The organism is Mesorhizobium sp. M7A.F.Ce.TU.012.03.2.1, assembly GCF_004006095.1.
In the GTDB taxonomy this organism is placed as follows: Bacteria; Pseudomonadota; Alphaproteobacteria; order Rhizobiales; family Rhizobiaceae; genus Mesorhizobium.
On the sequence record NZ_CP034779.1, the window covers coordinates 3,445,430 to 3,469,113 of the forward strand.

Below are 23,684 nucleotides of genomic sequence, written 5' to 3' on the forward strand. Positions count from 1 at the left end.
GCGTTTCTGCATTTGACTTTCGTCCAATTCGGCGTCTCATGATGGTGTCGGCCCGGGAGGCTGACAGCTATGGAGGGACTAATCATATGGACATGAACACGCTTCTTCCGATCATCATACAGGTGATTACTGGCGTCATCGGTGGTCAGGCGGTCGGTGCGGCGCTCAAGACGGCGGCGATGGGTCAGCTTCCCAAAATCCTGGGCGGAGCCATTGGCGGCGTCGGCGGTGCGGCGATCCTCGGCAGCCTGCTGGGTGGCGGTGCGGTCGATCCGGCGGCTGCGGCAGCAGCAACGAGCGGTCTCGGCAGCGCGCTGAACCTGCAGAACATCGTCGGCGGCGCCGGCGGCGGCGCGATCCTGACCGCCATTCTCGGCGCGGTCATGGGCGCCATGAAGAAGTAGGCGGGCCGTTTCGGTCTTTTCAAATGGGCGGCTTCGGCCGCCCATTTCCGTTTTCGGAGCTACCGATTGTTCGTCTTTCGAGGGTGGACGCCCTTTGTCCGCGCCTCTACATCACCCGTGAACATCGAAAGGACGATCATGGGTCAGCTCAATGCCGGCATCGTGCCGGTCACACCGTTCCAGCAGAATTGTACCATCCTGTTCGACATGGATGACAAGCATGGCGTCGTCGTCGATCCGGGCGGCGATATCGACAAGGTGCTGGCGGTGCTGAAGGACAATGCGATCTCAGCCGGGGCGATCTGGATAACGCATGGCCACATCGACCATGCCGGCGGCGCAATGGAGTTGAAGGAGGCGCTCGGCGTCGAGATCATCGGTCCGCATGAGGCCGACAAGTCGCTGCTCGACAATCTGGAAAACCAGGGCAAGCGCTACGGCATCGCCGGAGCGCGCAACTGCGTGCCCGACCGGTTCCTGTCCGAAGGCGAGACCGTGTCGTTCGGCGGCCATGTGTTCGAGGTGCTGCACTGCCCCGGCCATGCACCAGGTCACGTCGTCTACTACAACCGCGCGGCCAAGTTCGCCCATGTCGGCGACGTGCTGTTCCGCGGCTCGGTCGGCCGCACCGATCTGCCGGGTGGCGACCATGCTGCACTGATCGCTTCGATCAAGGACAAACTCCTGCCGCTCGGCGACGACATCGGCTTCATCTGCGGCCACGGTCCCGGCGGACGTTTTGGCGAGGAGAGGCGGACCAATCCTTTTCTCGTTTAGAGCAATTCACCATTTCACGGAAACGGCGGGGCCGCTCTAACCTTTGTTCTGACTCAATTCCCAAGGGAAAACGCTTTGCGCTTTTCCCGGGAAACCGTTTCACACTTTTCCTGGAATTGCTGTAGGGCGTGCCGATATTCGCCTGCCCCAATCCTGTGATGCTCCAAACAAAAAAGCGCTGGCCTTGCGGTCAGCGCTTTTCTGTTGGGGCAGGGAGGCCCTGGTTTAGTTCGCCGTGCAGAAATGCTGTTCGCCGTCATTGCCGGTGAACGTGCCGGTGCGGGAATTGAAGGTGCGGTAGCGGTCCGAGCAGTATTCGTACCAATCACGCGTCCACGGCTCGGCATAACGATCAGCGTAGACCACCCGCGGCTCCGCATAGTAGCGGCGGACCGGGGCCGGGCGCACCACCACGTCACGATCGTAGTAACCGTCATCGTAGTAGCGGTCAGCGTCGGGCGGCGGGCGGTCATTGGCCAATGCGCCACCGATCAGCGCACCGGCCGCGAGGCCGAGCACGCCGGCGGCAATGGCATCGCCGTTGCCATGATGGCCATGATGGCGGCGCCAATCACGTGCGTTGGCGGCGGGCAAGGCCGAAAGCGTGGTGGCGACCACGGCAGCGGCCAGGACGGCGGTCTTGAAAATTCGGTTCATCTCGGTCTCCTTCGTGCCGGCCCGTGTAGTTTCGGGGATGCGGTCCGGCTTTACCAAAGACTAATATGCAACCGTGGCTGAACGGGGGCTGAACGGATTTCGACGAATTTATTCAAAACAGGCGTCAAAGGTCACGCGCCCTCCAGGGAGCGAAAACCATCGCCGGTCCAGGCCGGCTCAGCCGACCGACAGGTTGACGGCCTTGGGTCCCTTGCCGCGCTTGTCCGGCTCGGTGTCGAACGACACTTTCTGGCCATCCTCCAGGCCGGGAAGGCCGGACGCCTGCACGGCTGAAATATGGACGAAAACATCCTTCGCGCCATCATCGGGCGTGATGAAGCCGAAGCCCTTGGCATGGTTGAAGAATTTGACGGTGCCGGTCTGCGGCATGGGAAGCTCCTTTGTCCCATAAACTCCAGTCTCGGGCCGGCAAATGCCCGAGTGGAAATTTGTCCTTTATTTTAGCGTCATCGGCAAGAGAAAGTTTTGCGGGCGTCTAAAGCACGTTGCGGCACGCTTTGGCTCTTTGTTTTTATGCAAGTCGTTGCCCAGAACCTGGCGGCTGGGCGACATCACCGGCCCGCGCCTTCGATAAGGAAAAGGCGCGACGAAGATCGCCGCGCCTTTCAAAAATTCAGATCCCTCTCCAGGCCAGGTGCAGGCATGGAGCCTCCGTCGCACGTCCGAGTGACATGCGGCGCGCCGATGGCTCAGGCTGCGCGGAGGTTGACGGCCTTGGGGCCCTTGCCCATGCGGTCCGGCTCGACGTCGAAGGTGACCTTCTGGCCGTCGACGAGCGTGCGCAAGCCGGAGGCTTCGATCGCGGAGATATGGACGAACACATCCTTGGCGCCACCATCGGGCGTGATGAAACCGAAGCCTTTGGTCGCGTTGAAGAATTTAACGGTGCCGGTCTGGGCCATTGGGGAAACTCCTTCACCCGTTCAGTCTTTGGTGGTCCCGCCCGCCGCCTGGCGCAAAGGGCAGTTCCCGGTGGTTGCTTCGGCAGTCATGCATTGGCGCATGGTCAAACCCCCCGCCGAAAACGGGGCCGTCAGAGATTCACAGTATCGGGGAAAGGTCGTCCAAAACGTTCCGCTCTCCGGGTCGCAAATGCCCGAACACGGAATTTATCGCACGGAAACGTGATGGTTGCAAGATACCGCCGCGGGCCGCCGTACTGGCGCATCCCGACGCATCAATCGACTGACCTGAGCATCGATGGGCTCGGCATAGGCTTGCTTGCCGGCCGGGTCATCGGCCAGAGCCGGGCCACGAATGGGCCAGACATCGCGGCGCGCTGACCTCCCTTGCGGTCCAGGCGCCGTTATCGTTTGCCGAGCTCAAACGGGGGTTGCATTCGGCAAGGGAATGGCGAGGATCGGTAACCGGGGACCGATCGTGGGAGATCATCATGAAATTTCTGGCGGCAATCTTTTCGCGGCAGGGTTTTGTCATCTTGTTGCTGTCGGCAATTCTTGCCGCCTGCACCGTTGTCGTCGATGAGGGACCAGGGCCACGCCCGCGTCCGCCACGGCCCGAGCCGCAATATTGCAGCAAGCAGTACGAGCCGGTCTGTGCCCGGCGCGGCGGCGACCGCCAGACCTTCGCCAATTCCTGTCTCGCCGACCGGGCTGGCTACCGCATCGTGCGCGACGGTCCGTGCCGCGACAGCGGCGGTGGCGGTGGCGGTGGCGGTGGCGAGCAGACGTTCTGCACCCGCGAATATGCTCCGGTCTGCGGCCGCCGGCATGGCGAGATGCGTACCTTCCCCAATTCCTGCGAAGCCCGCGCCGCGGACTATCGCGTCGTTGGCGACGGGCCGTGCTGAGAACGCTGCGCCTTGTTGAGGACGACAGGCGTCAAGCCGTCGGCTTCACCTGGCGACAGTAGGCGATGAACTCGGACGCAGGCATGGGTTTGGCGAACAGCCAGCCCTGGCCGTAGTCGACGTCGCGCGCCGCGAGGTAGTCAGCCTGCGCCTGCGTTTCCACGCCCTCGGCAACGATCTTCAGCTTCAGTGTCTTGGCCATGTCGATGATATGCGGGGTGACGGAACTGGTGGCGGAATTCGTGCTGATCGTATCGATGAACGATTTGTCGATCTTGAGCGCATCGAGCGGCAGCCCCTCGAGATAGGACAGGCTGGAATAGCCGGTACCGAAGTCGTCGATTGCCACTGCGTGCCCCATTTCGCGGGCACGAATGAGCGTCGAGCGCGCCGAGTTGATATCGACGAAACCGCGTTCGGTCGCCTCGAGCCAGATTTGCTGCGGCTGGATCCCGGTGTGCTGCAATGCTTTCTCGATAATAGGCAGGACCCGCGCGGTGCCGACATCGGTTGCGCTGAGATTGATGGCGATGTGAAGCGAGCGATCGGCGACCAGGAGCCTGTTCAGGTCGAACACAACCATCGCAATGACCTGATCGGTGATCGCCGTGATCAGGCCGCTCTCTTCCGCCAGCGGAATGAAAAGATCGGGCCGGACCAGGGAGCCATTCGGCCGCTTCCAGCGCACCAGCGCTTCCGCGCCGATGCAATTGCCGGTCCTGAGCTCGACGATCGGCTGATAGTGGACGATGAATTCGTGCTTGCGCACGGCGATCTGCAATTCTCCCGAGGGCGAAAGCCGCCTTCGTGACAGCCACACAACCACGCCGATGATGAAGGCAGCCATGAAGGCGCCGAGCGGGAGCAGCATGAATTGCTGCTTGCGAACGCTGCCCAGGATCTGGCTTGTCGGTTCGGTGGCGACAGCAATCCAGTCCGTCCCGCGCGCGGTGGCAAATAGGAGATCGTCATCGATGCCTTCGCCGGGGCCGGCGATGACCTTCTCGATACGAGCAGGATTCGGGCCGTTCAACGCGCCAAGAAGGATGCCCGTTTGCGTCGTCAAGGCGAGCTGGACACCGGGATCGACGATGACGTCGACAAAGCGTACCGGATCGACAAGGACGTTGTGGTCCCTGTATCGCAGCGCCATCAGAAAATGGTCCTCACTTATCACCGGCTGCATGCGGGCGGTGACGGCCATGCCGTCCCTGGTGGTGAAGTCAGGGGTGGATTGCGCCACGCGCCCTTCGGTCGGTCCCCAAGAAGAGCATTTGAGCAGGCCGTTTTCGAAATAGCCCATTTCTTCGATCGGGCGCGTGCTGATGGTGAGTTGCCGCATACGGGCTATATGGTCCGCCGAACAGCGGATGCCGGTGAACTGGTCGATCTGCCGCAAAGCGGCGGTGGCATCGTTGAGCGAGATGTCGGCCCTGGCGATGGCGCGGCTGGCGAACAGCCGCAGCCGCTCATGTTCCTTTTGGACGGCCTGGGTCCAAGCGAGATGAAACGTCGCCGCGATGGGCACGATGGCGCCCAGCATGGCCAACACCACCGCCGTCACGATGATGCGCGACCTGTCCATGCGCCTCCTGCCTTCGGGTATGAGCGGCGATCGTGGGTGGTCGCCCGCAACGTCTCGGCCACCAATCGCGGCAGCGGCCCGGTTCAGGCGGATCTTAGGGCCTCGATCTTACGTGAACTTTAATGGAGTCGTGGGCAGCACCGCTGCTCTAAACCGGATAGGCGCCGTCGGCCGGGCCGGCGTAAAGCTCGCAGCCATTGTCGTCGCAGATGCGCAGGCGATCGAGGATTTGCGGCATGGCCAGCGTGTGGAACAGCGCGGTGGCGCCCTGCAGCGCGGCGCGCAGATTCGGCGCCTCCAGCGATACCTTGTCGAGAGTGGCTTCGTCGGCGTCGCGCGACCGGTAGAACTCGATGACGAAATTCAAACGCGCCTCCGTGGCAGAGCATTGCGCAGGCCTGTCCAGTCAATTCGCCACCTCACAGAGGACGACGGAAAGGGCGCACGAGGCGCGCCCTCCAGTTTGTCAGCCTTTCGACTTCGGCTTCAAGCTGCTCTCCGCCTGCTTGACCGACGAACCGAACGGGGAGGCGGGCTTTGCCACGACCTTGTCCTTCTTCGGCTTGCGTGTCTCGCGGTTGCTTCGCTGTTGACCTTTGGACATGTCGTGCTCCTGCTTCAGTGTTGGCTTGGCGGTGGGGTCTCAGACGAGCGGGTTGCTGGCAACAACGGGGTTGTCGGCAACAACCGGATCTGCCGGTTCGAGATTGTCTTCGGTGGTGACCCGCTCATAGCTCTCCTGCTCGCTGCGGATGCGGTATTGCGGCGAACCATCCTTGACCGGCAGCCTGCTCTTGATCTGGAACAGTTCGGCGGTCTTCTGAACGAGGCCGGTGCGGCTCTTCATGCGCACGGTCTGACCGATCGAAAATTGGTGCGCGGGTGTGTCGGTGCGCGGGCGCGCATTCTGCTGGAAACGGATCATGCTGCATTCTCCCTGTCGCGCTTCAGCGCTGTTTCGAGTTCGAGGTAATCGATGGCGACAAGCTGGCTGGTGGGCGGGTTTTTCGCTGCCCTTGCCGGCAGATGGATGAAAGTGGCGACGCGGCGCCAGGCAAGCCGCGACATGCCCTCGATCAGCTCTTCGTCGTGGTCGATGTCGTAGTCGCCGGCCGGCAGCTGCCCTTCCAGTCCGCCGAGCACGAAAGGTGCGGTGAAGTGCGCGATGGAGTGGGTGGTGCGGTCCGGCATTGTCTTACCTATGCAAAGCAGCGGTCCTGAAAACAAAAAAGCGGGGACGAGCCCCGCTTTCCTATTTCCGGCAGTCGCTGGAAATAAGCCTCTTTCGAGAGCTGCCAGTACATCCGTGGTCAGCGTTCATCGAATTCGGCCGGATCAGATCAATTGCAAATTGGCGGCCGACTCGCGGCCCTTGGTGTCACGCTCCAACTCGAACTGCAGCTTCTGGCCTTCGGCGAGGCCGGAGAAGCCGGCGCGCTCCAGTGCGCTGACATGGACAAAGACGTCCTTGCCGCCATCGGTCGGCTGAATGAAGCCGGTCCGGCCATTGTAGAACTTCACGGTTCCGGTGTTCATGTCGGTCTTTCGAAGAATGAGAATGGCCGCGCGGAGCGAATTGCCGCGCGCCCGGTATCGATGATTTGGAATGAGATTGGCGGGTCGAGAACCTCTGACGCCGCGAGATGCCAATTCTGGCCCAAAGCGATCCTGTACAGATAGGCCTTTGTTGTAATTTAATCAAGGCGTTTTAAAATAAAATTGTGCTTCATTCAAAAAATTGCGCGCTGTAACTATCAGAAAAATGATGATACAAATTCATACAATTCAAAAACTGTTTGAAGCTTAGCGGGAATAATTCTCCCGGTATTTCATTTTTCTTGTGAGTTGAAGAAGGAGACCTCGAGATGTCCGTAAAGACGCCAACAGGCACCCCCGTAACGATCACGCCGGTCGCAAAGCCGGTAATGGCAAAGCCGATGGTTGTCCTGTCGCCGCGGCTGACTGTCAGAAGTGACGAGGCGGCAAAGCGAAGGATGGCCGACACCGATGGAACGGTTCGGCGTGCCAGGCAGGTTGCCGAGACCAATCGCCTGATTTGATCTTTCCGCACCGACGAAAGGACGAGACAGCAAGCGAAGCCTTGAACCTGGCGCGCCAATGGCCTAGATCGCCACAGGCGGATAAAACACGGCAGGTTTCCCATCAACAGAGATCAAAGACGAGCGGCGGGTGCGGGAGCCAGGTCTGGCGCAGGCGGACAGCCGCCGCTGGGCCTCGACCAGTATGTGCAGCAGGCGTTGCAACTGCATCAGGCGGGGCGCCGGCAAGAGGCTGAGACGATCTACCGGCAGGTGCTGGCGCGTCAGCCCAAGCATGCGGCCGCGGCGCATTTCCTGGGACTGCTGCTGCACCAGACCGGGCGCAGCGAAGAAGGGCTGGATCTCATCGAACGGTCGGTGAGCCTGCAGCCGACGAATCCCGATTTCCTCAACAATTTCGGTACGGTGATGCGCGACCTCGGCCGCCCTGCTGCGGCCATCGATTTCTTCCGCGGTGCGGTGGATCTGCGGCCGGACCAGCTCGCGGCGCGCGACAATCTCGGCTCATCGCTGAAGCAGGTCGGCCAGTTCGAAGAGGCCGAAGAGATTTATCGCGGCACGGTTGCACGCAATCCATTTCACGTGCGCGCCCGCATCGGGCTTGCCGAAACCCTGCAGGAAGCCGGGCGGCTGGATGAGGCGCTGGCTGCCTTCCGCGAAGCGCTGGCGATACGCCCCAAGGATGCCGACCTGCTGCACGGGCTCGGCGTCGGGCTGATGGAAAAGGGCAAGCTCGACGAGGCGGTCGACCTGTTCCGGCAGGCGTTGGCGATCAACCCCGCCATGGCCACAGCCTGGCTGATGCTGACGCAGGTCAAGCGCCAGAAGGAGCGCGACAGCGAGCTTGGGGGCATGGAAGCCCAGCATGCCAAAGCGCCGCAGGACAGCCTGGCACGCATGCAGCTGTCCTTCGGACTCGGCAAGGCGAATGACGATCTCAGGGATTATGGCCGGGCCTTCGACTATTTCGCCGAAGGCAATGCGATCCGCCGCAAAGGCATCAACTACGACCAGGCCAGGACGCGGGCCGAATTCGAGGCGATGAAGGCCACCTTCGATGCCGGCTTCTTCGAGAAGCACAGGCCCAGCTCAATCAGCGACGACACGCCGATCTTCATCGTCGGCATGCCGCGTTCGGGCACGACGCTGGTCGAGCAGATCATTGCCAGCCATCCGCAGGTCTATGGCGCAGGCGAGCTCAGCATCTTGAAGAAGGCGGTCGGCAAGCAGTTCCCGGCGACCATGCCGGGTGGCTTCCCATGGGGCGTATCGGATATGGGCGATGCGGATTTTGCCGAGGCAGGGCAAGCCTATCTCGACATGCTGCATGCCCGCTATCCGAACATGCGTCACGTCACCGACAAAATGCCAGGCAACTTCCTGCTTGTCGGCTTCATCCACATGATGATGCCGAAGGCCAGGATCATCCACTGCGCGCGCGATGCGGCGGCCACCTGCCTGTCGATCTACAAAGTGCATTTCCGCGGCGACAGCCATCGCTATGGCTACGATCTCGGCGAGCTCGCCGACTTCCACAATCTCTACACCGACATCATGAAGCATTGGCACACGGTGCTGCCGGGCGTCGTGCATGATGTACGCTACGAGGATTTTGTCGCCGACCAAGAAGGACAGACGCGGACATTGATCGCTCATCTCGGCCTGCCCTGGGACGACGCGGCTCTATCGTTCCACGAGACCGACCGACCGGTTCGCACGGCTTCGGCCGCACAGGTGCGCCAGCCGATGTATCAAGGGTCGGTCGATCTGTGGAAGCGCTATGGAGATCGGCTGAAGCCGCTGCTCGACAAGCTGGATTAGCGCAACGCTATCTAGCTGATCGTGGCCTTAGCGATGGCCTAAGCACCCGCGTCGTCATCCTAGGGTCTTCGCGACGGAGCTTCGCTCCTGCTTCGCCTAGGATGACGAAGCTGAGAGGCTTCTTCTAATCTGCTACCGGCTGCTCAAAGCTCAATGAATGGCTTGAAGCCACCGAAGATCATGCGCTTGCCGTCGAACGGCATGTCCGCCCAATCGGCCTTCAAGCGGGGATCTGCCATCACCTTGGCCATGACGGCATCGCGGCTCTCCCGCGACTCATAGACGGCCGAGGCGAAGACGACGATCTCGTCGTCCTTGGCCTGCACGGCACGCGGGAAGGACGTGACCTCGCCATAGGGCACGTCGTCGCCGATGCATTCGACATAGGCGAGCGCGCCATGTTCCCTCCAGACAGGCCCTGCGAGGTTGGCCAGCTTCTTGTAGTCATCGAGTTTTGCCTTGGATACGGCAAGTACGAAACCATCGACATAGGACATTTTGGATCTCCTCCTGGAAGTTCACAGGGCCTCACCGGCGCCGGCCGGTGAGGGGCTCGGGCCATCGTTGGCAGATCAAGCTTTCTTCACCGGCGCGTTCATCGCCCATTCGACGCCGAACGGGTCGCGCATATTGCCCCACTGATCGCCCCAGAACATGACTTGGAGCGGCACGGCGACTTCGCAGCCGGCATCGACGGCGCGCTTCCACCAGGCTTCGATGTCGTCGCTGCCGAGGTGAAGCTGCATGGTGTAACCCTGCGGCTTGACGGCGGGCATTCCGTTTTCCGGATAGAAATCGGAGAGCATGAGGGTCGAGCCATTGATGTGGAGGTGAATGTGCATGGTGCGGCCTTTTTCGTCCGCCGGGTAGGCAAAGACCTGCTCCGCGCCGAAGGCCTTCTTGTAGAATTCGGCAGCCTTGAAGGCGCCATCCAGCTGCAGATAGGGGGTCAATCCGCCGAGCACTTTGGCCGCGGGCTGAACGGGGGTCTGATCAGTCATTTGTTGTTCCTCTTTGCGTTTGGCCTTGCGAGCCATAGGACGGATCGGACGGCGGCGATCCTACATGGCGGCGAAATTTTTTTGGCGGTCGGCCCTTGATTATCCCGGACAGCCGCGGGCTCGAGCGAGAGGCGTGAAACGAACTTGCGTCGGCGGCGCCCAATCAGAGCGCAATTCTCTCGGCTCGCAGGCTAGAACAGATGGATCACGCGAACGCCTCTTCAACCCCGGGACGACAATGATCCTCTACTATCAAACCCACTCACCCTTCGCGCGCAAGGCGCTTGTCTTCGCCCATGAGGTTGGCATTGCCGATCGGCTGGAGGTCATCCATCATGAGACCAGTCCCACCTTGCGCAACGCCGATGTCTACGCCGAAAATCCGCTTGGCAAGGTGCCGGTGCTGTTGCGGCCAAATGCGTCGCCGATCTTCGATTCCGATGTCATTTGCGCCTATCTCGACACACTGCATGACGGCCGCAAGCTGCTGCCGCAGGACGGCGAGGCGCGCTGGCAGGCGTTGCGGCTTCAGTCGGTCGCCCAGGGCCTCGCGCAGACAGGCATCGCTTTGCGCTGGGAGACAGAAAGGAGACCCGAAAAGCTGCGCTATGGTGCTCTCGCCGACGGATACCGGGAAAAGATCGAGGCGAGCTACGACTGGATCGAAAGCGCGCTGGACGACGAGGCACCGCTCCATGTCGGCCACATCGCCTTGGCCACCACGCTGTCCTGGATGGCGTTCCGCCACCTGCCGCCTTTTCGCTCGCGGGCACGGCTGACGCACTGGTTCGAGGCTTTCGAAAAACGCGTATCGATGCAGGCGACACCGCTTTCAGGTGATACGCATGACTGACTGGCGCCTCGCGAGGTCAGGGGCGGCGGCCGTTCTGCGCGTCGAAGACGTCCGGAAAGCCGATATCCTTGCGCAGCGAGGCCGGCAGCGAAAGCAGGATGCGCTCGCTGCGGTGACGAGCGCGCGCTGCCGCATACCGGGTTGCGACGCGACCGATGGATGAAAGAACCGACATGATAATTCTCCCTGGGTTGGCGCCGGCATCATCGTGTCGGCATCCCAAGGACGCGACGGGCTGAGGCTATCCGACAGACCGTCGAGATTTTTTATCGCGGCGTCTGATGGTCTGTCCGAATGCTGCCGTGCGGACCTACGCAACCCTGAGCGTAGGGATCGCTGAAACATCAACTTCACGCTCTGCGTGCCAAGCATCGAAAGCCGCTTGCATTCGAAGCCAGATCGCGGCGCCGTCGCCGAACAGCTTCCCGAGGCGAGCGGCCACAGCCGGCGAAACCGGCTTCTTTTCGCGGATGATGTCATAGAGCTGCTGCCGGGAGATCCCGAGCAGATTTGCAATTTCCACCTTGGTCTTTCCAGTTGCCGGGATAATGTCCTCAAGCAGCGCTCCCGGGTGGGAGGGACAACGCTCAATAGGACGCGTCGGCTCGTGCACGGTCATAAGTCGAACTTCTCCAGTCTGGCCGCCTCAGTGATATTGCTCGAAATCGACGCGGGCAGCGTCCTTGCCGTCGAACTCGAATGTGATGCACCACGGACCGTTGACGTGGACCGTGTAGCGGATTGGATCGAAGCCTTTCAGCGGGTGGAAATCGAAGCCGGGAAGGTTCATTTCCTCCGGCTTCTCCGAAGCTTCCAGGCGGTCAAGCCGGACAAGAATGCGCTTGTGCATCTTGGCGTCGATCTTGCCGGTCTTTCCAGTTTGAAAGAGGTCCGACAGCGCCTTGTTCTTGAAGGACTTGATCATCGATATATGTAAACAGATTGCTTACAGAAAACAAGGTCTGTAAGCAAATAATTTACATGCCAGTCGACCTCCGTTGACCTCATCCTGCCGTTTCGGCCACTGAGCGGAAGAACTCCTCGGGGGCCTCGACTTCGGTCAGCTTTCGTTTGTCGATCAGCCAGAAGCGGTTGCCGATGGCGCGGATGAAGGAGCGGTCGTGCGAGGCGAGCACACAGCTTGCCTGATGCGCCAGCAGTTCCGCTTCCAGCGCTTCCTGGCCGTCGATGTCGAGGTGGTTGGTCGGCTCGTCCAGCAGATAGAAGTTGGGATTGGCGAGCCTCAGCGCCAGCATCATCAGACGCGCCTTCTGGCCACCGGACAGCACGCCGATCTTTTTCTCCTGCATCTCGATGACCACGCCAGCACCGGCCAGCAACGACCGTGCGCGCTGCTCGCCGACATCGTAGCGGCGCGAGACCATCGCCAGCGGCGTGTCGTCGCCGCTGATGCCCGACAGCGCCTGATCGCTGTAGCCGAGCACCGTCGACGGCGTCACCTTCACATTCCGCACCGTGTCCGGTTCGACAATGGCATTGCGGATCAGGGTGACGAAGCGCGACTTGCCGACGCCGTTGCGGCCTAGCAGCACGATGCGGTCGCCCTGGCAGATGTGGCGCTTGCCGGTCCGAAACAGCAGCGTGCCATCGGGTGTTTCGACAGCCGCGTCGTCGAGCGTGATCAGCACTTTGGCGTGAGTGTCGCGATTGGCCAGTTTTATGGCACCCGCCGACTTCTCGCGATGCGCCGGGTTCGCCGCTTCCTCCAGTTTTTCGGCCCGCTGGCTGAGTTGCCTGGTCTTGACCGTCAGCAGGTCGCTGCCTGAATTGATGCCGATATTGTTGAGCTTGGCCGCCTGCCGGCGCAATTGCTGCGCCACCTTCATGTCGCGCTGGAACTTGCGCTCGGTCGAGGCGTCGACCTCGTCGAGCGCCCGCCTGGCGCGGGAATAGGGCAAGGCAAACACGGGCGACTGTTCCGGGCGCAGGAACAGCGTCCGGTTGGTTCGCTGGATTTCCTGCGGTGTCAGGAAGTGAAACTCCATCAGGATCGGTTCTTCCGGTCCCTTGAAGAAATGAAGCTCGGCGTGGGGGAGCACGAGCCGGCGGACAGTTTCAGATACGCTTTCCACCTTATATTCCTCGGCTTGCAGTCCTAGACCTGCGAGGAGCGTCCTGGCGGCCGAAATCGTCATTGCCGGGCCAAAGCCATCGAGATCGATTTGGCTGTTGCCGCTCCATTTCAAAGGCAAAGGCTTGGGGACATCAGGCATGTGCCAAAGTTTGATGCTGATGCGATGGACGCGTGCTCGATTGCGCCTGGTCAAAATGTCGATTTCCAGATCGCCATAACCTAGAAGAAAGCCGCACGGCTGATCCTGATAGACATATAGCCATTTAGGAAAGCCAAGATGTTTCTGGACCCGACCGAGATCAGCTCCGGCCCGCAAAGGCGTGTCCTTGCTGCCTAAGATTAGGGGGAGGATATGGAGTTTGCCTCGCTGTCGCATCGATCAAACCTTGGTTGGCTGGATATCCCGTCGCGGGAGCATATTCCGCCTGCCCTGACCATTGTGCTACCAAGCTGATTGGGCCCAGCGGATTAATTGAGCTTCACAGGTCAATGGGCCGGATCAGACAGGTCTCAAGTAACCGCCGCTTAGTCCATATTCTTTGTTGAGATCGAGTAGGAAATGCCCGAACACCGCGCTTGTGCCGAGATCGATGACGATCACGAGAAGGGCGTTGAACCTGCCGGTGCCAATCAAAACTTGATCGAACCGATTTTGGGCATCTCGGTAAACATAATGGACGTCGTTCAAATAGGGCACGCCGACTTCGTCCAGATTTAACGCGTCGACATAGGGCCATATGTCTACGACAGCATTCGCCGTCGCGGTGATATTCGTCATCAGCTCGGCAAAGCAAGCCTTGAACTCTTCTTCATCAAGTCTGCGAACGACGACCATCACCTATTCTAAGCGGCGGCATCTGAAATCCGCAACCAATCGCAGACTCGAAGCTGCAGCTCCTACTTCCCCGGCCGTCCCGTCTTGCCCGGCCGGCGTTTTTCACGGCGGGCGTCGCCTAGGTCTTCGTAAGAACCGATGCCGGCGCGCTGACGAACAACCGGTTTGGCGGAATCGTCGCGTTCCTTCGCGCGCCCCTCTGCCCTGCCGGGCATCTCCCCCACTTGGGGGGAGATTGGCTGGGGCTTGGCAGGCACTTTTCCCTCGACCGGCTTTTCCGTGCGCCGCACGGTCATCTCATCGAGCGAGTTCTTCTTGAACAGTGGCTTGGTGACGTCGCCGGGAATGCCGAAATCGGAGCCATGCGCCTCTTCGGCCGACTGTTTCTTGAACAGCGAGCGTGACACCGCGCCGGCCGGCGTCGGCATGTCGGTGCCCGGGCCCATATCGTCGATCGAGGGTTTCGAAAACAGCGGCTTCTTCACCGGTACGGCGCCGTCGGCGCCCATCTCGTCGAGATCAGGCTTGCGGAAGAGGTTGGGCCGGGCAGCCTTGGCCGCCTCTTCTGCGGCACGCGCCGCGTCGAGCTTGCGGAAACGCTCCTGTTCCTCTGCTGTCCGATGTTTGGCCACGCCCTTGTTGTGCTTGCCCTTTTCGCGGCCTGAGGCAGGACTTTCCATATCGGCGTATTTGGCCAGTGGGTCTTCGGAGATGGACAATTCTATCTCTCGCAGACGCTTGATCTCGTCGCGGATGCGAGCCGCCTTTTCGAAGTCGAGATTGGCTGCGGCATCGCGCATCTGCTTTTCCATCGCGTCGAGATGGGCCTTGAGGTTGTTGCCCATCATGGCGCCGGCACTGTCGGTGAACTGCGAGATGTCGGCGCGGACGTGGTCCTTCTCGTAGACCGAATCCAGGATGTCGGAGATGCGCGATTTGACCGATTCCGGGGTGATGCCGTTGGCCTCGTTCCACTCCACCTGCTTTTCGCGGCGGCGGTTGGTTTCGGCCATCGCCCGTTCCATCGAGCCGGTCACCTGGTCGGCATAGAGGATGACCTTGCCGTCGACGTTTCTGGCGGCGCGGCCGATGGTCTGGATCAGCGAGGTTTCCGAGCGCAGGAAACCTTCCTTGTCGGCGTCGAGAATGGCGACGAAGCCGCATTCGGGAATGTCGAGGCCTTCGCGCAGCAGGTTGATGCCGACCAGCACGTCGAAGGCGCCGAGGCGCAGATCGCGCAGGATCTCGATGCGTTCCAGCGTGTCGATGTCCGAGTGCATGTAGCGCACGCGGATGCCTTGCTCATGCAGATATTCGGTCAAATCCTCGGCCATGCGCTTGGTCAGCACCGTCACCAGCGTGCGGTAGCCGGCCTTGGTGGTGTCACGGATTTCGCCGACGACATCGTCGACCTGGGTCTTGGCCGGGCGAACCTCGACCGGCGGATCGATCAGGCCGGTCGGGCGGATGACCTGCTCGGCGAAGACGCCGCCGGCCTGCTCCATCTCCCAGCCGCCAGGGGTCGCCGAGACGGCGACCGAAAGCGGACGCATGGCATCCCATTCCTCGAAGCGCAGCGGCCGGTTGTCCATGCAGGACGGCAGACGGAAGCCGTATTCGGCCAGTGTCGCCTTGCGGCGAAAGTCGCCGCGATACATGCCGCCGATCTGCGGCACGGTGACATGGCTTTCATCGATGAAGACCAGCGCGTTGTCGGGAATGTACTCGAACAGCGTCGGCGGCGGATCACCCGGCTGGCGGCCGGTGAGATAGCGCGAATAGTTCTCGATGCCGGCGCAGGAGCCGGTGGCTTCCAGCATCTCGAGGTCGAAGCGGCAGCGCTGTTCCAGCCGCTGCGCCTCAAGCAGGCGGCCGGCCCGCTCGAGTTCGACCAGCCGGTGCTTGAGCTCTTCCTTGATCGACTTGATCGCCTGGTTCAGCGTCGGGCGCGGCGTCACATAGTGCGAATTGGCGTAGATCTTGACGCTTTTCAGCTCGCCGGTCTTCTGGCCGGTCAGCGGGTCGAACTCGGTGATCTGCTCGATCTCGTCGCCGAACATCGAGATGCGCCAGGCGCGGTCTTCCAGGTGGGCCGGGAAGATCTCGATCGTGTCGCCGCGCACCCGGAACGAGCCGCGAACGAAATTGATGTCCTGGCGCTTGTACTGCTGGGCGACGAGATCGGCGAGCAGCGCGCGCTGGTCGAGCCGGTCGCCGATCTGCATCTGGAAGGTCATCGCCGTATAGGTTTCGACCGAGCCGATACCGTAGATGCAGGACACCGAGGCGACGATGATGACGTCGTCGCGCTCGAGCAGCGAACGCGTCGCCGAATGGCGCATGCGGTCGATCTGCTCGTTGATCGAGGATTCCTTCTCGATGAAGGTGTCGGTGCGCGGGACGTAGGCTTCCGGCTGGTAATAGTCGTAGTAGGAGACGAAATACTCGACGGCGTTTTCCGGGAAGAATTTCTTGAACTCGGAATAGAGCTGCGCCGCCAGCGTCTTGTTCGGCGCCAGGATCAAGGCAGGGCGCTGCGTCTCCTCGATCACCTTGGCCATGGTGAAGGTTTTTCCGGAGCCGGTGACGCCGAGCAGCACCTGGGTCCGGTCGTTGTTGTCGACGCCTTCGACCAGATCCTTGATCGCGGTCGGCTGATCGCCGGCCGGCTCGAAATCCGAAACCATCTTGATGGCAATGCCACCTTCGGATTTTTCCGGGCGGGCGGGGCGATGCGGCGTCCACAGCACACCGTCCTTGTGCAGCGGATTGCCGGATTCGATCAACGCCGACAGTGCCGCCACCGTCGCGGTGACGCTGCCCGAAGCCATGGTCTCGGCGTCTTCCAGCGAAATGTCGAGACCCGCGACCGGGTTGAGGCCCGCTGCCGTGCGCTCCCTGGCTGACGCCGCGCCACCCATCGAGGTGCCGCGCGAACTGCGTCCGGGCGAGCTTGAGCGCTCGGGTATCTTCTTCGACGGCTTCGGCGATTTGCCGCCGTCGCCCTTGCCGGCAAGACGTCCTTCCTTTTCGGCTTCCTCCTCGATCTGCTCGGCCCAGTCCGCGATCGAACCGGTCAGCGGCGTGCCAGAGAGCTCCGGCTGCGGCATCTCGGCGAAGCCGCCTCTGTGCAGCGGTTCCGAAGCGTCCAGGAAATCGGTCAGCGGGCTGCGCCGCTTCGGCGCGGCGCGGTCGTCATTCGCCGTCGGCGGCGTTTTCTGATCGGGAGATTTGGCCATGTCCCGAATATGGGATTTCCTGGCCAAAATGGAAAGAGCGCGGTGGGGAGAGGCGTGCCGGACAGCGCTGCTCCTGACAGCAGGCTGTCAGGAGCAGGCGGGAAGGTACGCCCGAAAGCCTCTTATCGCTACACGCCCCTGGCGGCTGATGCGACCTGCGTCGCCGACCCGTTCAGGCGCGGCACCACGACGAGGCGTTTGATCTTGCCCTTCTTGAAGGCGGCGAGGAAACGCGCATAATCCTTGAAGGCGACGCAGCCGCTCGACTGGGCGTAGCGGCCCCGAAGCAGATACGTATGGGCCAGAAACCCGTCGCGATTGTATTTGTTGCGGCCATCGACCGGCGTCAGGCGCAAGGCCTCCACACCATGAAAGCGCGACTCGCGCAGCGACAGATTATAGGTGTTGGGCGGTGTCGGCCCGCGGTTCTTCTGGTTGGCATAGCGCGGCTGGTCCGTCATGGCGCCGATGCCAGAATGCGCCTCGAGCTTCGAGCCGTCAGGCATGTAGACGGTGCCGGCGCTGATATCGTAGACGGCGACGCCATTTCCGGCTCCGCTTCTGGATCCCGGCGAGTTGAACAGGTTCCTGAACGCCTTGCCAAGGCCGCCCGAAGGCGTGTCGGGCTTGGCATAGGCCAAAACGTCACCGCCGTCGGCCGGCCGGCCTTGCCGCGTCGGTTTTGCCGGCTGAGCCTGCTGGACCGTCTCGCGTGCCGGCTTCGGCTGCTGGACGGGCTTGGGCTGCTGAACAGATTTGGGCTGCTGGACGGACTTAGGCTCTTGCTGGACGATTTTGGGCTGCGGCGCGTCAAATTGCGGGCGGCGGGTCGGCAACGGCACGTCGTCGGTCAGCGCGTCCGGCAGCGAGGCGGCATCGCCGGGTTGGTCCTGCTGGGTTTCGACGGGTGACACCGCGACATCGGCTGACGATTCCTCGATCGGCAGCGGTGAGGCAAACGCCTCGGCGTCGACCGGCAGCGACTGCACGAGGGCAAGCGCCAACTGCGAATTGTCCGGCGTATCGGATTGGGCAAAGCCCATCGGCTGCGGTGCGGTCTGCACGACCACCGAACCAGTATCCAGCCGGGCGAAACGTTCGGCTGCCGGAACTGGCATGTTATCGGACAGGCTGGCCGTCACCTGGACGGACGGCACCAGCGACGCCTCGGCAATTCGCGGTGCGACGGTGGAGATCACCGGGCGGGTGTTGGCACTGGGGACAGGCTTTCCGGCGTCGGCAAAGGCAGCGGCCAGCTTCATCGGCGAAAGCGACGCTTCCATGCGTTCAAAGCGCTCCTGCGCCTTCGACTTCACGGCGGCGGGCGTCGGCTTTGCCTGCGCCACAAGGCGTTCGGATTTTTCCGCCTGCGAGCTTACCCTGGCCAGCTTGAAACAGCTGGCGCCGCACTGCACTGAATGATCATGCAGGGCCTGAGTGCCGCCATTGGCATTGGCCAGCACGAAGGGGGCTTTCAAGAAGTGCTGTTTCAGCGGATCGGTAAGTGCGAGCGATCCCGGCATGGACAGCGTCTGGGGCAGGCCAACCGAAGTCGCCGACAGCGAGGCGCCGACGGAACTGAGGCCGGCCATGGTGCCGATCAACCAAAGGCCGATGGCAGTGCTGACGCAAGGCAGCGCGACCCAGCGGGCCACCCGGCCAGCGTTGAAGGAAGAGGAACGCGGAGCATCGACGAACTCGCCGCCCTCATGCTGTCCCCGGTTCTTTTTGTGTGTACTCAACAACGCCATGCAACCAATCTCGCTTCAATCGGTTTCCCCGTACGTGGCCTTGAGAGCCGCGACGACCATTCTGTGAGTGATCCCAGGTGGTCCCCGACGCGTTTGCCGCGTCTGTAGTTGGTTGCCGATTGCTTCAAAATATGGACAAAGTTGGTTAATCAATTCCTCTCAAAACCAACGACGAGATGTGGATTTGGGCCAAATTTGGCTTCGTCCACGGCCAGGAAAGTGGTGTTGTCGCCCTTCCGACCTGGTTTTGCTGCCTGTTTTTGGCGGCCGAGTCAAGCAAAACAGCCGCTGCTAATTTTTGCGAAGCGCCTTCGCGCGGCATCTGCAGTGAGGTGACTGCCAGCAGACATCGCCTGGGAAAGGCGCCTGCTTCCAGTAAAAATGTTGGCGGTCTTGCCAAGATTTCCCCTGCGGAAGGGCCTGAAGCAGCCCGTCCTCAGTTGAACCAGAGCGCAAACGTCAAAAACCCGCCGCCGCCGAACTGGCGCTGGATCTGGTCGAAATCGTCGCTGGTCACGAGTTCGCCGCTTTCGAGGTAGGGCGCGATGGCCGGGCCGGTGATCGACAGCACCAGATCGAAGTTTTTCGGGTCATCGAAGAAGCGCTTCATGTTGATGCCTAGGCCTGTGCCGGCGGTGACGCGGAAATGCGGCAGCAGCTTGCGGCCTTCCAGGAGATCCTCGGCCATGGTCAGGGCGGCGAGCCAGGCCTGAACCTGCTCCTCGCCGACTTCGAGGCCGGTGAGTGGGTTCTCGCCCTTCTGCTGCGGTCCAGGCAGCCATTCGCGGTCATTGTCGGTCTCGGCACGGATCGCCTTCCAGTCCTCACGCGACAGCCGGATCATTTCCAGCAAATGGCGGCGCGCCGCTTGCCGGCGCTCCGGTTCGACCACCGGCCAGTTGACGAGATGCACCATCGAGATGAAATCGGCGATGCGCCATTCCGACGAGAAGATGCTCGAGCCCATGTCGCCGGCCGGCGGCACCAGAATATCCTGCAACGGCAATTTGGCGCGCGGGAACAGCATGTGGAACGAGCCGTCGAAGGTGCTCCTGAAATCATGCGCAAGCCAGAAATCGGCCTGCGCCATCAGGAACTCGGCATAGCCCTGCAGCCAGTATCCGTCGGCGCGGTCGAAACGGAAGGTGAGCGTGGGAACGGCGTCGTCCGATGTAATGCCGCCGCGTGACAACCCGGCAATGATCGCCGCCATGCTCTCGTCCGGCGCGATGGTGCCGTCCTCGTTGAGGTCGATGCCCGGACGGGTGAGATCGATGACCATGCCGATATCGGCATCGGGCGGCACCGACGCAAACGTTGCCGCGGATTTCTCCAGCCGGTCGCGGAAGCCGACCAGGATGGCGCGGAACTGCTCGTAAGTCAGCGGCTCGGGATTGGGATTATCGGGCACCGGCAACCGCATCAGCGGCAGCATGAAGGATTGCGGGCTTTCGAAACCATGACGGTGCAGGCCGGTAGCCAGGATCTCCAGTGCGGTGAAGAACTCGCCCGCCCCGGCCGCATAGGCGGACGCCGGGTCTTTTGGCGCGGCGGTCTCCAGCATAGACAGGGCAGCGTCGCGCGCGGCCACGCTCTTCGCCTCGAACAGTCGGGTGGCCGCTTCGGGCATTGCCGCCGACGCGGAAGACAGCGGCAGGAGCAAAATGAAAGCGGATGTCAGCAGGCCTGCCAGTCGTGTCATCTTTTCCCCCCAATATTTGTCGCGCCGCGCAAATATACACCATTTGCAACGCTGCGCTTCAACCCGCCGCGAGGACGGTTTACACAGGGCAAACAATTGGGCATCGCGTGTCGAACTATCCGCTTTCCTACAAGCTGTCCTGGCTGCCGCGTTTCCTCAAGCCATCGCTGGCCGGCGACGCGCAAGACTTTGCGCCCATGGCGGAAACGCTGATAGATTCAGCGCCAAGGCGGACAATGCGGCTGGCGTTCGTCGGCGACATCTCGGCGGTGGCCAATCGCGGTGCGCCGGACTGCGATCCGGCGATCAAGGCACTGCTTGGCGGCGCCGATCTGGTGATCGGCAATTGCGAAAGCCCTGTGGTGGATAGACCAAGCGCGGCGCTGGGCACAAGGCTCGGCACGCATCATGCGATGAGCGAGTTGTTTCTGGCCGAGGCCTTGGCGGCGGTTGGTATTGCGCGAGAAAGGCTCGTGCTGTCGCTGGCCAACAACCATGTGCTCGATCAGGGCGTCGCCGGTTTCGACGAGACGGTCGCGGCGTTGCTGCGGCTCGGCATCCGCACGATCGGCCTGGCCGCCGACGGTCCGGTTGTGCCGGTGCAGGTTGGATCGGTTGATATCGGCTTCGCAGCCTTCACGCTGTGGCGCAACGCCGATGAGAACCTGTTCTCCGGGCGGGTGTCGATGGACAGCGATCAGGCTGGCTGGCCGCGCGATGGTTTCGACCTACTCTGCGCCGTGCCGCATTGGGACTGGGAGTTCCGGCATTTTCCCCGCGACGAGACGCGAGTTCTGGCCAGGCGGCTGGCCGGGCAGGGCGTCGGACTGATCGCCGGCCATCACGCCCATGTCGTGCAGCCGGTGGAAAGGATCCACAAGACGGTGGTCGCTTATGGGCTCGGCGATTTCCTCGGCACCGCCTTCGCCCGCCAGCCATGGCCCGGTCGCATCGGTTCTATCCTCATTGTCGAAGTCAGTGCCGATGCCGGTACGCGCGGCACGATCGCATCTTACCAAATGCATCCCTTCATGCGCCTGCGCGCCGGCGACCGTGAGCGGCTGGTGGTGGTGGAGGCATTGGAGGGCCGAGTGCGTGACAAGGTCGAGGGGCGACTGAAAGCGGTCTTTCCTTAGTGCTGCAAGTGACGAGACGTTGCCTATGGGGTCCATGGCTGGCGCATGCATTGTCTTTTGCGGCGCTGGTCGACCCCCACTCCGTCTCGGCTTCGCCGAGCCACCTCTCCCCCGATCGACGGGGTAGAGGAAAGGCGCCAAGCTTTTGCCGTCAGCGCTCGTCCAGCAACGCTCCTTTCCTTTCCCTCCGGAGGGGGGAAGGTGGCGCTGCGAAGCAGCGACGGATTGGGGGAACCACGTGGTAATCAGGCGCGGACATTTGTTGAAGAGGCACTGCAGTCGATACATCGAACAAAACCAGCTATCATGAATTTGTCGAGGCTTGCGGGGGTAGCGGTGGAAACAGCGGATTTCATGCCGAGCGAAACGGTCATCGCCGGCATCCGGAAAGACATCGAGGCCTATGAAGCGGCGAGGGCTTCGGCGGTCCGGCAGGTGCGCTGGCGAGTGCCGGTGTTCGTGGGGCTGGTGCTGGTGGCCGTGGTGCTGGTCGCGTGGCTGTTCAACAAGGTCGCCGACCCCAACGAGCAATGGGTCTCGACGCCGCATGTATTTCTCTATGTGATCGGCTTCGCGGCTTCGATCCTGCTCTATTTCCAGGCCAGGAAACCGGCGACGCGGCTGCAGCAATCGTTCCGCGAGACGCTGCTGCCGATCATCTTCGGCTTCATCGCCGACATGCGCTACCAGCATGGCGTGACGCCGAATTCCTTCGACCGGTTGCCGCGCACGGCGGTTGGTCCGTTCAACCGCCAGGCGTTCGACGACATCGTCGCGGGCCGCTACGAAGGGTTTCCGTTCGAACTCTACGAGGCGCATCTGCGGGAAGGGTCGGGCAAGGGCTCGTCGACCGCTTTCCAGGGCGTCATCGTCGCCTTCGAGACCATCGCGCCGTTCCCCGGCATATTGGTGGCGACGCGCCGGACCAACGCGGTCATCAGCTTCTTTCGCGGCATATTCGCCAGCAAGCTGCAGGAGCTGTCCAGTGGCGATGCTTTGCTCGATGCCGCCTACGAGTTCCGCACCGACAATCTCGGAGCGGCACAGCCACTGGTGAGCGGCCGGCTGGCGCAGGCGCTGAAATGGCTTGGCGAAACCTGGCCCGACGATCCGGCCCGTGTCGCGCTCAATGGCAGCGATGGGTTCCTGCTGCTGCCGCAGACGAAGAACTTCTTCGAACTGCCGGATATTTCGGTGCCGCTCGACTACAGCAGGCATGTCGCGCCGATGATATCGGACATGGGCGCGATGCTGGCGACGGCGGCGCTGGTGCGAAAGATCGGCGGGAGGGACGAGGCAAGCTAGTCCGGCCGAGCATACGATCAACAATCGTAACCGGAGTTGTCACGCATATAGTCCGCTTCATCCTTTGACATTCTCTTGAACATCACACAGACGGTGAAGCTGCCGACTTGCCGCCCGTCGCGTCTGTATCCCCAGTCGGAAACATCGTCCCTGGTGAATTCTATATTCTGGCCGAGGACGACATTGCGCACTGCCTCCGGCTGGTTTGCCAATATGCCGACGAAGCCGGTTTCCGTGCGGCGGAACGGGATGACCCAGAAGTGCTCGCGGACATTCCCATCGCGCACCTCGACCTTCAATTTGAACCTGTCCGTGCCCGAGGGCGGTGCTTCGGCCAGGGCCAGGAACTCATCCAAGCTGGCATGCGCCTTCGCAGTCGCTACCGCCATCTCGGGATCGTCCCTGGCAAACATAACCGTTTTGTCGTCGCCCGAATCCGCGCCTTGTGCGCCGGCCGATCCCGGAGCAAGCGCGAGCATCAGGGATATCATGGCCCGGACTGCAAGCTTCATGGAAGGCCCCCCTTCATCGTAACGACGCACCATCCTGCATCCGTTCCCGATTTGCAACCGGAGCGCGAGTTCTGATCCGCTTTGGAGTGGCGGTTTTGAACTGATCCATGAAACAAAATG

At 61.8% G+C, this 23,684-nt stretch carries 27 protein-coding genes and 1 pseudogene; 7 read left to right on the forward strand and 21 right to left on the reverse strand.

The features are described from left to right. The first annotated feature begins 86 nt into the window (after positions 1-86). Together EJ079_RS16630 and EJ079_RS16635 are read left to right on the forward strand one after the other, a co-directional pair. Positions 87-404, forward strand: coding sequence for a hypothetical protein (locus EJ079_RS16630; protein WP_023809804.1), 318 nt, complete (start codon positions 87-89; stop codon positions 402-404). Positions 405-542: 138 nt separating this feature from the next. After that, the gene (locus tag EJ079_RS16635) at positions 543-1,181 is read left to right on the forward strand and encodes an MBL fold metallo-hydrolase (protein WP_127268419.1); all 639 of its coding nucleotides are present in this window, start codon (positions 543-545) and stop codon (positions 1,179-1,181) included. A gap of 225 nt (positions 1,182-1,406) precedes the next feature. Here EJ079_RS16635 and EJ079_RS16640 read toward each other — a convergent pair whose 3' ends face one another. From EJ079_RS16640 to EJ079_RS16650, 3 genes are all read right to left on the reverse strand, one after another. Then, the gene (locus EJ079_RS16640; RefSeq protein ID WP_127268420.1) at positions 1,407-1,838 is read right to left on the reverse strand and encodes a BA14K family protein; all 432 of its coding nucleotides are present in this window, start codon (positions 1,836-1,838) and stop codon (positions 1,407-1,409) included. Between the two features lie 177 nt (positions 1,839-2,015). Beyond that, positions 2,016-2,228 (reverse strand): cold-shock protein, encoded by a 213-nt coding sequence (locus EJ079_RS16645; protein ID WP_013530020.1) that lies wholly within the window; start codon positions 2,226-2,228, stop codon positions 2,016-2,018. A gap of 320 nt (positions 2,229-2,548) precedes the next feature. Further along, positions 2,549-2,761, reverse strand: a complete 213-nt coding sequence (locus EJ079_RS16650) for a cold-shock protein (RefSeq protein ID WP_006202520.1) — start codon at positions 2,759-2,761, stop codon at positions 2,549-2,551. 491 nt (positions 2,762-3,252) lie between these two features. Between EJ079_RS16650 and EJ079_RS16655 the strand changes: the two genes are divergently transcribed. Further along, positions 3,253-3,669 carry a Kazal-type serine protease inhibitor domain-containing protein gene (locus tag EJ079_RS16655; protein WP_127809537.1) on the forward strand — a complete coding sequence of 139 codons (417 nt, stop codon included), beginning with the start codon at positions 3,253-3,255 and terminating at the stop codon, positions 3,667-3,669. Positions 3,670-3,700: 31 nt separating this feature from the next. Here the strand turns inward: EJ079_RS16655 and EJ079_RS16660 are convergent, their stop codons facing one another. The 7 genes from EJ079_RS16660 to EJ079_RS33330 all read right to left on the reverse strand — a co-directional run bounded on the left by EJ079_RS16660 (position 3,701) and on the right by EJ079_RS33330 (position 7,373). Beyond that, positions 3,701-5,254 (reverse strand): EAL domain-containing protein, encoded by a 1,554-nt coding sequence (locus EJ079_RS16660; protein ID WP_127809538.1) that lies wholly within the window; start codon positions 5,252-5,254, stop codon positions 3,701-3,703. A gap of 148 nt (positions 5,255-5,402) precedes the next feature. After that, positions 5,403-5,621 carry a hypothetical protein gene (locus EJ079_RS16665; protein ID WP_127809539.1) on the reverse strand — a complete coding sequence of 73 codons (219 nt, stop codon included), beginning with the start codon at positions 5,619-5,621 and terminating at the stop codon, positions 5,403-5,405. A 99-nt stretch (positions 5,622-5,720) separates the two neighbouring features. Then, positions 5,721-5,858, reverse strand: a complete 138-nt coding sequence (locus EJ079_RS33325; protein WP_164482279.1) for a hypothetical protein — start codon at positions 5,856-5,858, stop codon at positions 5,721-5,723. 39 nt (positions 5,859-5,897) lie between these two features. Continuing rightward, a complete protein-coding gene (locus EJ079_RS16670; protein ID WP_127809540.1) occupies positions 5,898-6,179 on the reverse strand; it encodes a hypothetical protein in 282 nt (93 codons plus the stop codon). Beyond that, a complete protein-coding gene (locus EJ079_RS16675) occupies positions 6,176-6,445 on the reverse strand; it encodes a hypothetical protein (RefSeq protein ID WP_023809798.1) in 270 nt (89 codons plus the stop codon). The genes EJ079_RS16670 and EJ079_RS16675 overlap by 4 nt, the downstream gene beginning before the upstream one ends. 144 nt (positions 6,446-6,589) lie before the next feature. After that, on the reverse strand, positions 6,590-6,790 hold the full coding sequence (locus EJ079_RS16680; RefSeq protein WP_127809541.1) for a cold-shock protein: 201 nt from the start codon (positions 6,788-6,790) through the stop codon (positions 6,590-6,592). Between the two features lie 190 nt (positions 6,791-6,980). Beyond that, positions 6,981-7,373, reverse strand: a complete 393-nt coding sequence (locus EJ079_RS33330) for a hypothetical protein (RefSeq protein WP_164748817.1) — start codon at positions 7,371-7,373, stop codon at positions 6,981-6,983. Positions 7,374-7,512: 139 nt separating this feature from the next. On the opposite strand from EJ079_RS33330, the gene EJ079_RS16690 reads away from it, so the two are divergent. Continuing rightward, positions 7,513-9,135 (forward strand): sulfotransferase, encoded by a 1,623-nt coding sequence (locus tag EJ079_RS16690; RefSeq protein WP_245481680.1) that lies wholly within the window; start codon positions 7,513-7,515, stop codon positions 9,133-9,135. 143 nt (positions 9,136-9,278) lie between these two features. Here EJ079_RS16690 and EJ079_RS16695 read toward each other — a convergent pair whose 3' ends face one another. Then, a complete protein-coding gene (locus EJ079_RS16695) occupies positions 9,279-9,632 on the reverse strand; it encodes a DUF1428 family protein (protein ID WP_127809544.1) in 354 nt (117 codons plus the stop codon). Between the two features lie 75 nt (positions 9,633-9,707). Continuing rightward, positions 9,708-10,136, reverse strand: coding sequence for a glyoxalase/bleomycin resistance/extradiol dioxygenase family protein (locus tag EJ079_RS16700; RefSeq protein ID WP_127268665.1), 429 nt, complete (start codon positions 10,134-10,136; stop codon positions 9,708-9,710). Positions 10,137-10,374: 238 nt separating this feature from the next. Here EJ079_RS16700 and EJ079_RS16705 point away from each other — a divergent pair, with 238 nt between their 5' ends. After that, entirely contained in the window at positions 10,375-10,989 is a 615-nt protein-coding gene (locus EJ079_RS16705; RefSeq protein ID WP_127268661.1) for a glutathione S-transferase family protein, read from the forward strand. Positions 10,990-11,005: 16 nt separating this feature from the next. On the opposite strand, the gene EJ079_RS16710 is transcribed toward EJ079_RS16705, so the two are convergent. The 8 genes and pseudogenes from EJ079_RS16710 to EJ079_RS16745 all read right to left on the reverse strand — a co-directional run bounded on the left by EJ079_RS16710 (position 11,006) and on the right by EJ079_RS16745 (position 20,611). Beyond that, positions 11,006-11,164, reverse strand: a complete 159-nt coding sequence (locus tag EJ079_RS16710) for a hypothetical protein (protein WP_127268662.1) — start codon at positions 11,162-11,164, stop codon at positions 11,006-11,008. 135 nt (positions 11,165-11,299) lie between these two features. Continuing rightward, the gene (locus tag EJ079_RS16715) at positions 11,300-11,608 is read right to left on the reverse strand and encodes a HigA family addiction module antitoxin (RefSeq protein WP_127268663.1); all 309 of its coding nucleotides are present in this window, start codon (positions 11,606-11,608) and stop codon (positions 11,300-11,302) included. Between the two features lie 27 nt (positions 11,609-11,635). Continuing rightward, positions 11,636-11,914, reverse strand: coding sequence for a type II toxin-antitoxin system RelE/ParE family toxin (locus EJ079_RS16720; protein WP_023809788.1), 279 nt, complete (start codon positions 11,912-11,914; stop codon positions 11,636-11,638). 79 nt (positions 11,915-11,993) lie between these two features. After that, a pseudogene (locus tag EJ079_RS16725) lies at positions 11,994-12,956 on the reverse strand (ATP-binding cassette domain-containing protein); the annotation flags it as partial. Positions 12,957-13,583: 627 nt separating this feature from the next. Then, a complete protein-coding gene (locus tag EJ079_RS16730; protein ID WP_127809545.1) occupies positions 13,584-13,919 on the reverse strand; it encodes a hypothetical protein in 336 nt (111 codons plus the stop codon). A 62-nt stretch (positions 13,920-13,981) separates the two neighbouring features. After that, positions 13,982-17,158, reverse strand: a complete 3,177-nt coding sequence (uvrB, locus tag EJ079_RS16735) for an excinuclease ABC subunit UvrB (protein WP_127809546.1) — start codon at positions 17,156-17,158, stop codon at positions 13,982-13,984. Between the two features lie 128 nt (positions 17,159-17,286). After that, a complete protein-coding gene (locus EJ079_RS16740) occupies positions 17,287-18,909 on the reverse strand; it encodes a DUF2778 domain-containing protein (protein WP_127809547.1) in 1,623 nt (540 codons plus the stop codon). Between the two features lie 436 nt (positions 18,910-19,345). After that, positions 19,346-20,611 (reverse strand): hypothetical protein, encoded by a 1,266-nt coding sequence (locus EJ079_RS16745; protein WP_127809548.1) that lies wholly within the window; start codon positions 20,609-20,611, stop codon positions 19,346-19,348. Positions 20,612-20,718: 107 nt separating this feature from the next. On the opposite strand from EJ079_RS16745, the gene EJ079_RS16750 reads away from it, so the two are divergent. Both EJ079_RS16750 and EJ079_RS16755 read left to right on the forward strand, forming a co-directional pair. Continuing rightward, the gene (locus EJ079_RS16750) at positions 20,719-21,747 is read left to right on the forward strand and encodes a CapA family protein (protein ID WP_127809549.1); all 1,029 of its coding nucleotides are present in this window, start codon (positions 20,719-20,721) and stop codon (positions 21,745-21,747) included. Positions 21,748-22,101: 354 nt separating this feature from the next. Continuing rightward, a complete protein-coding gene (locus EJ079_RS16755; RefSeq protein ID WP_245466242.1) occupies positions 22,102-23,052 on the forward strand; it encodes a hypothetical protein in 951 nt (316 codons plus the stop codon). 17 nt (positions 23,053-23,069) lie between these two features. Here EJ079_RS16755 and EJ079_RS16760 read toward each other — a convergent pair whose 3' ends face one another. After that, complete coding sequence (locus EJ079_RS16760; protein ID WP_027039359.1) at positions 23,070-23,564, reverse strand: DUF2314 domain-containing protein; 495 nt, start codon at positions 23,562-23,564, stop codon at positions 23,070-23,072. Between the last annotated feature and the right edge of the window lie 120 nt (positions 23,565-23,684).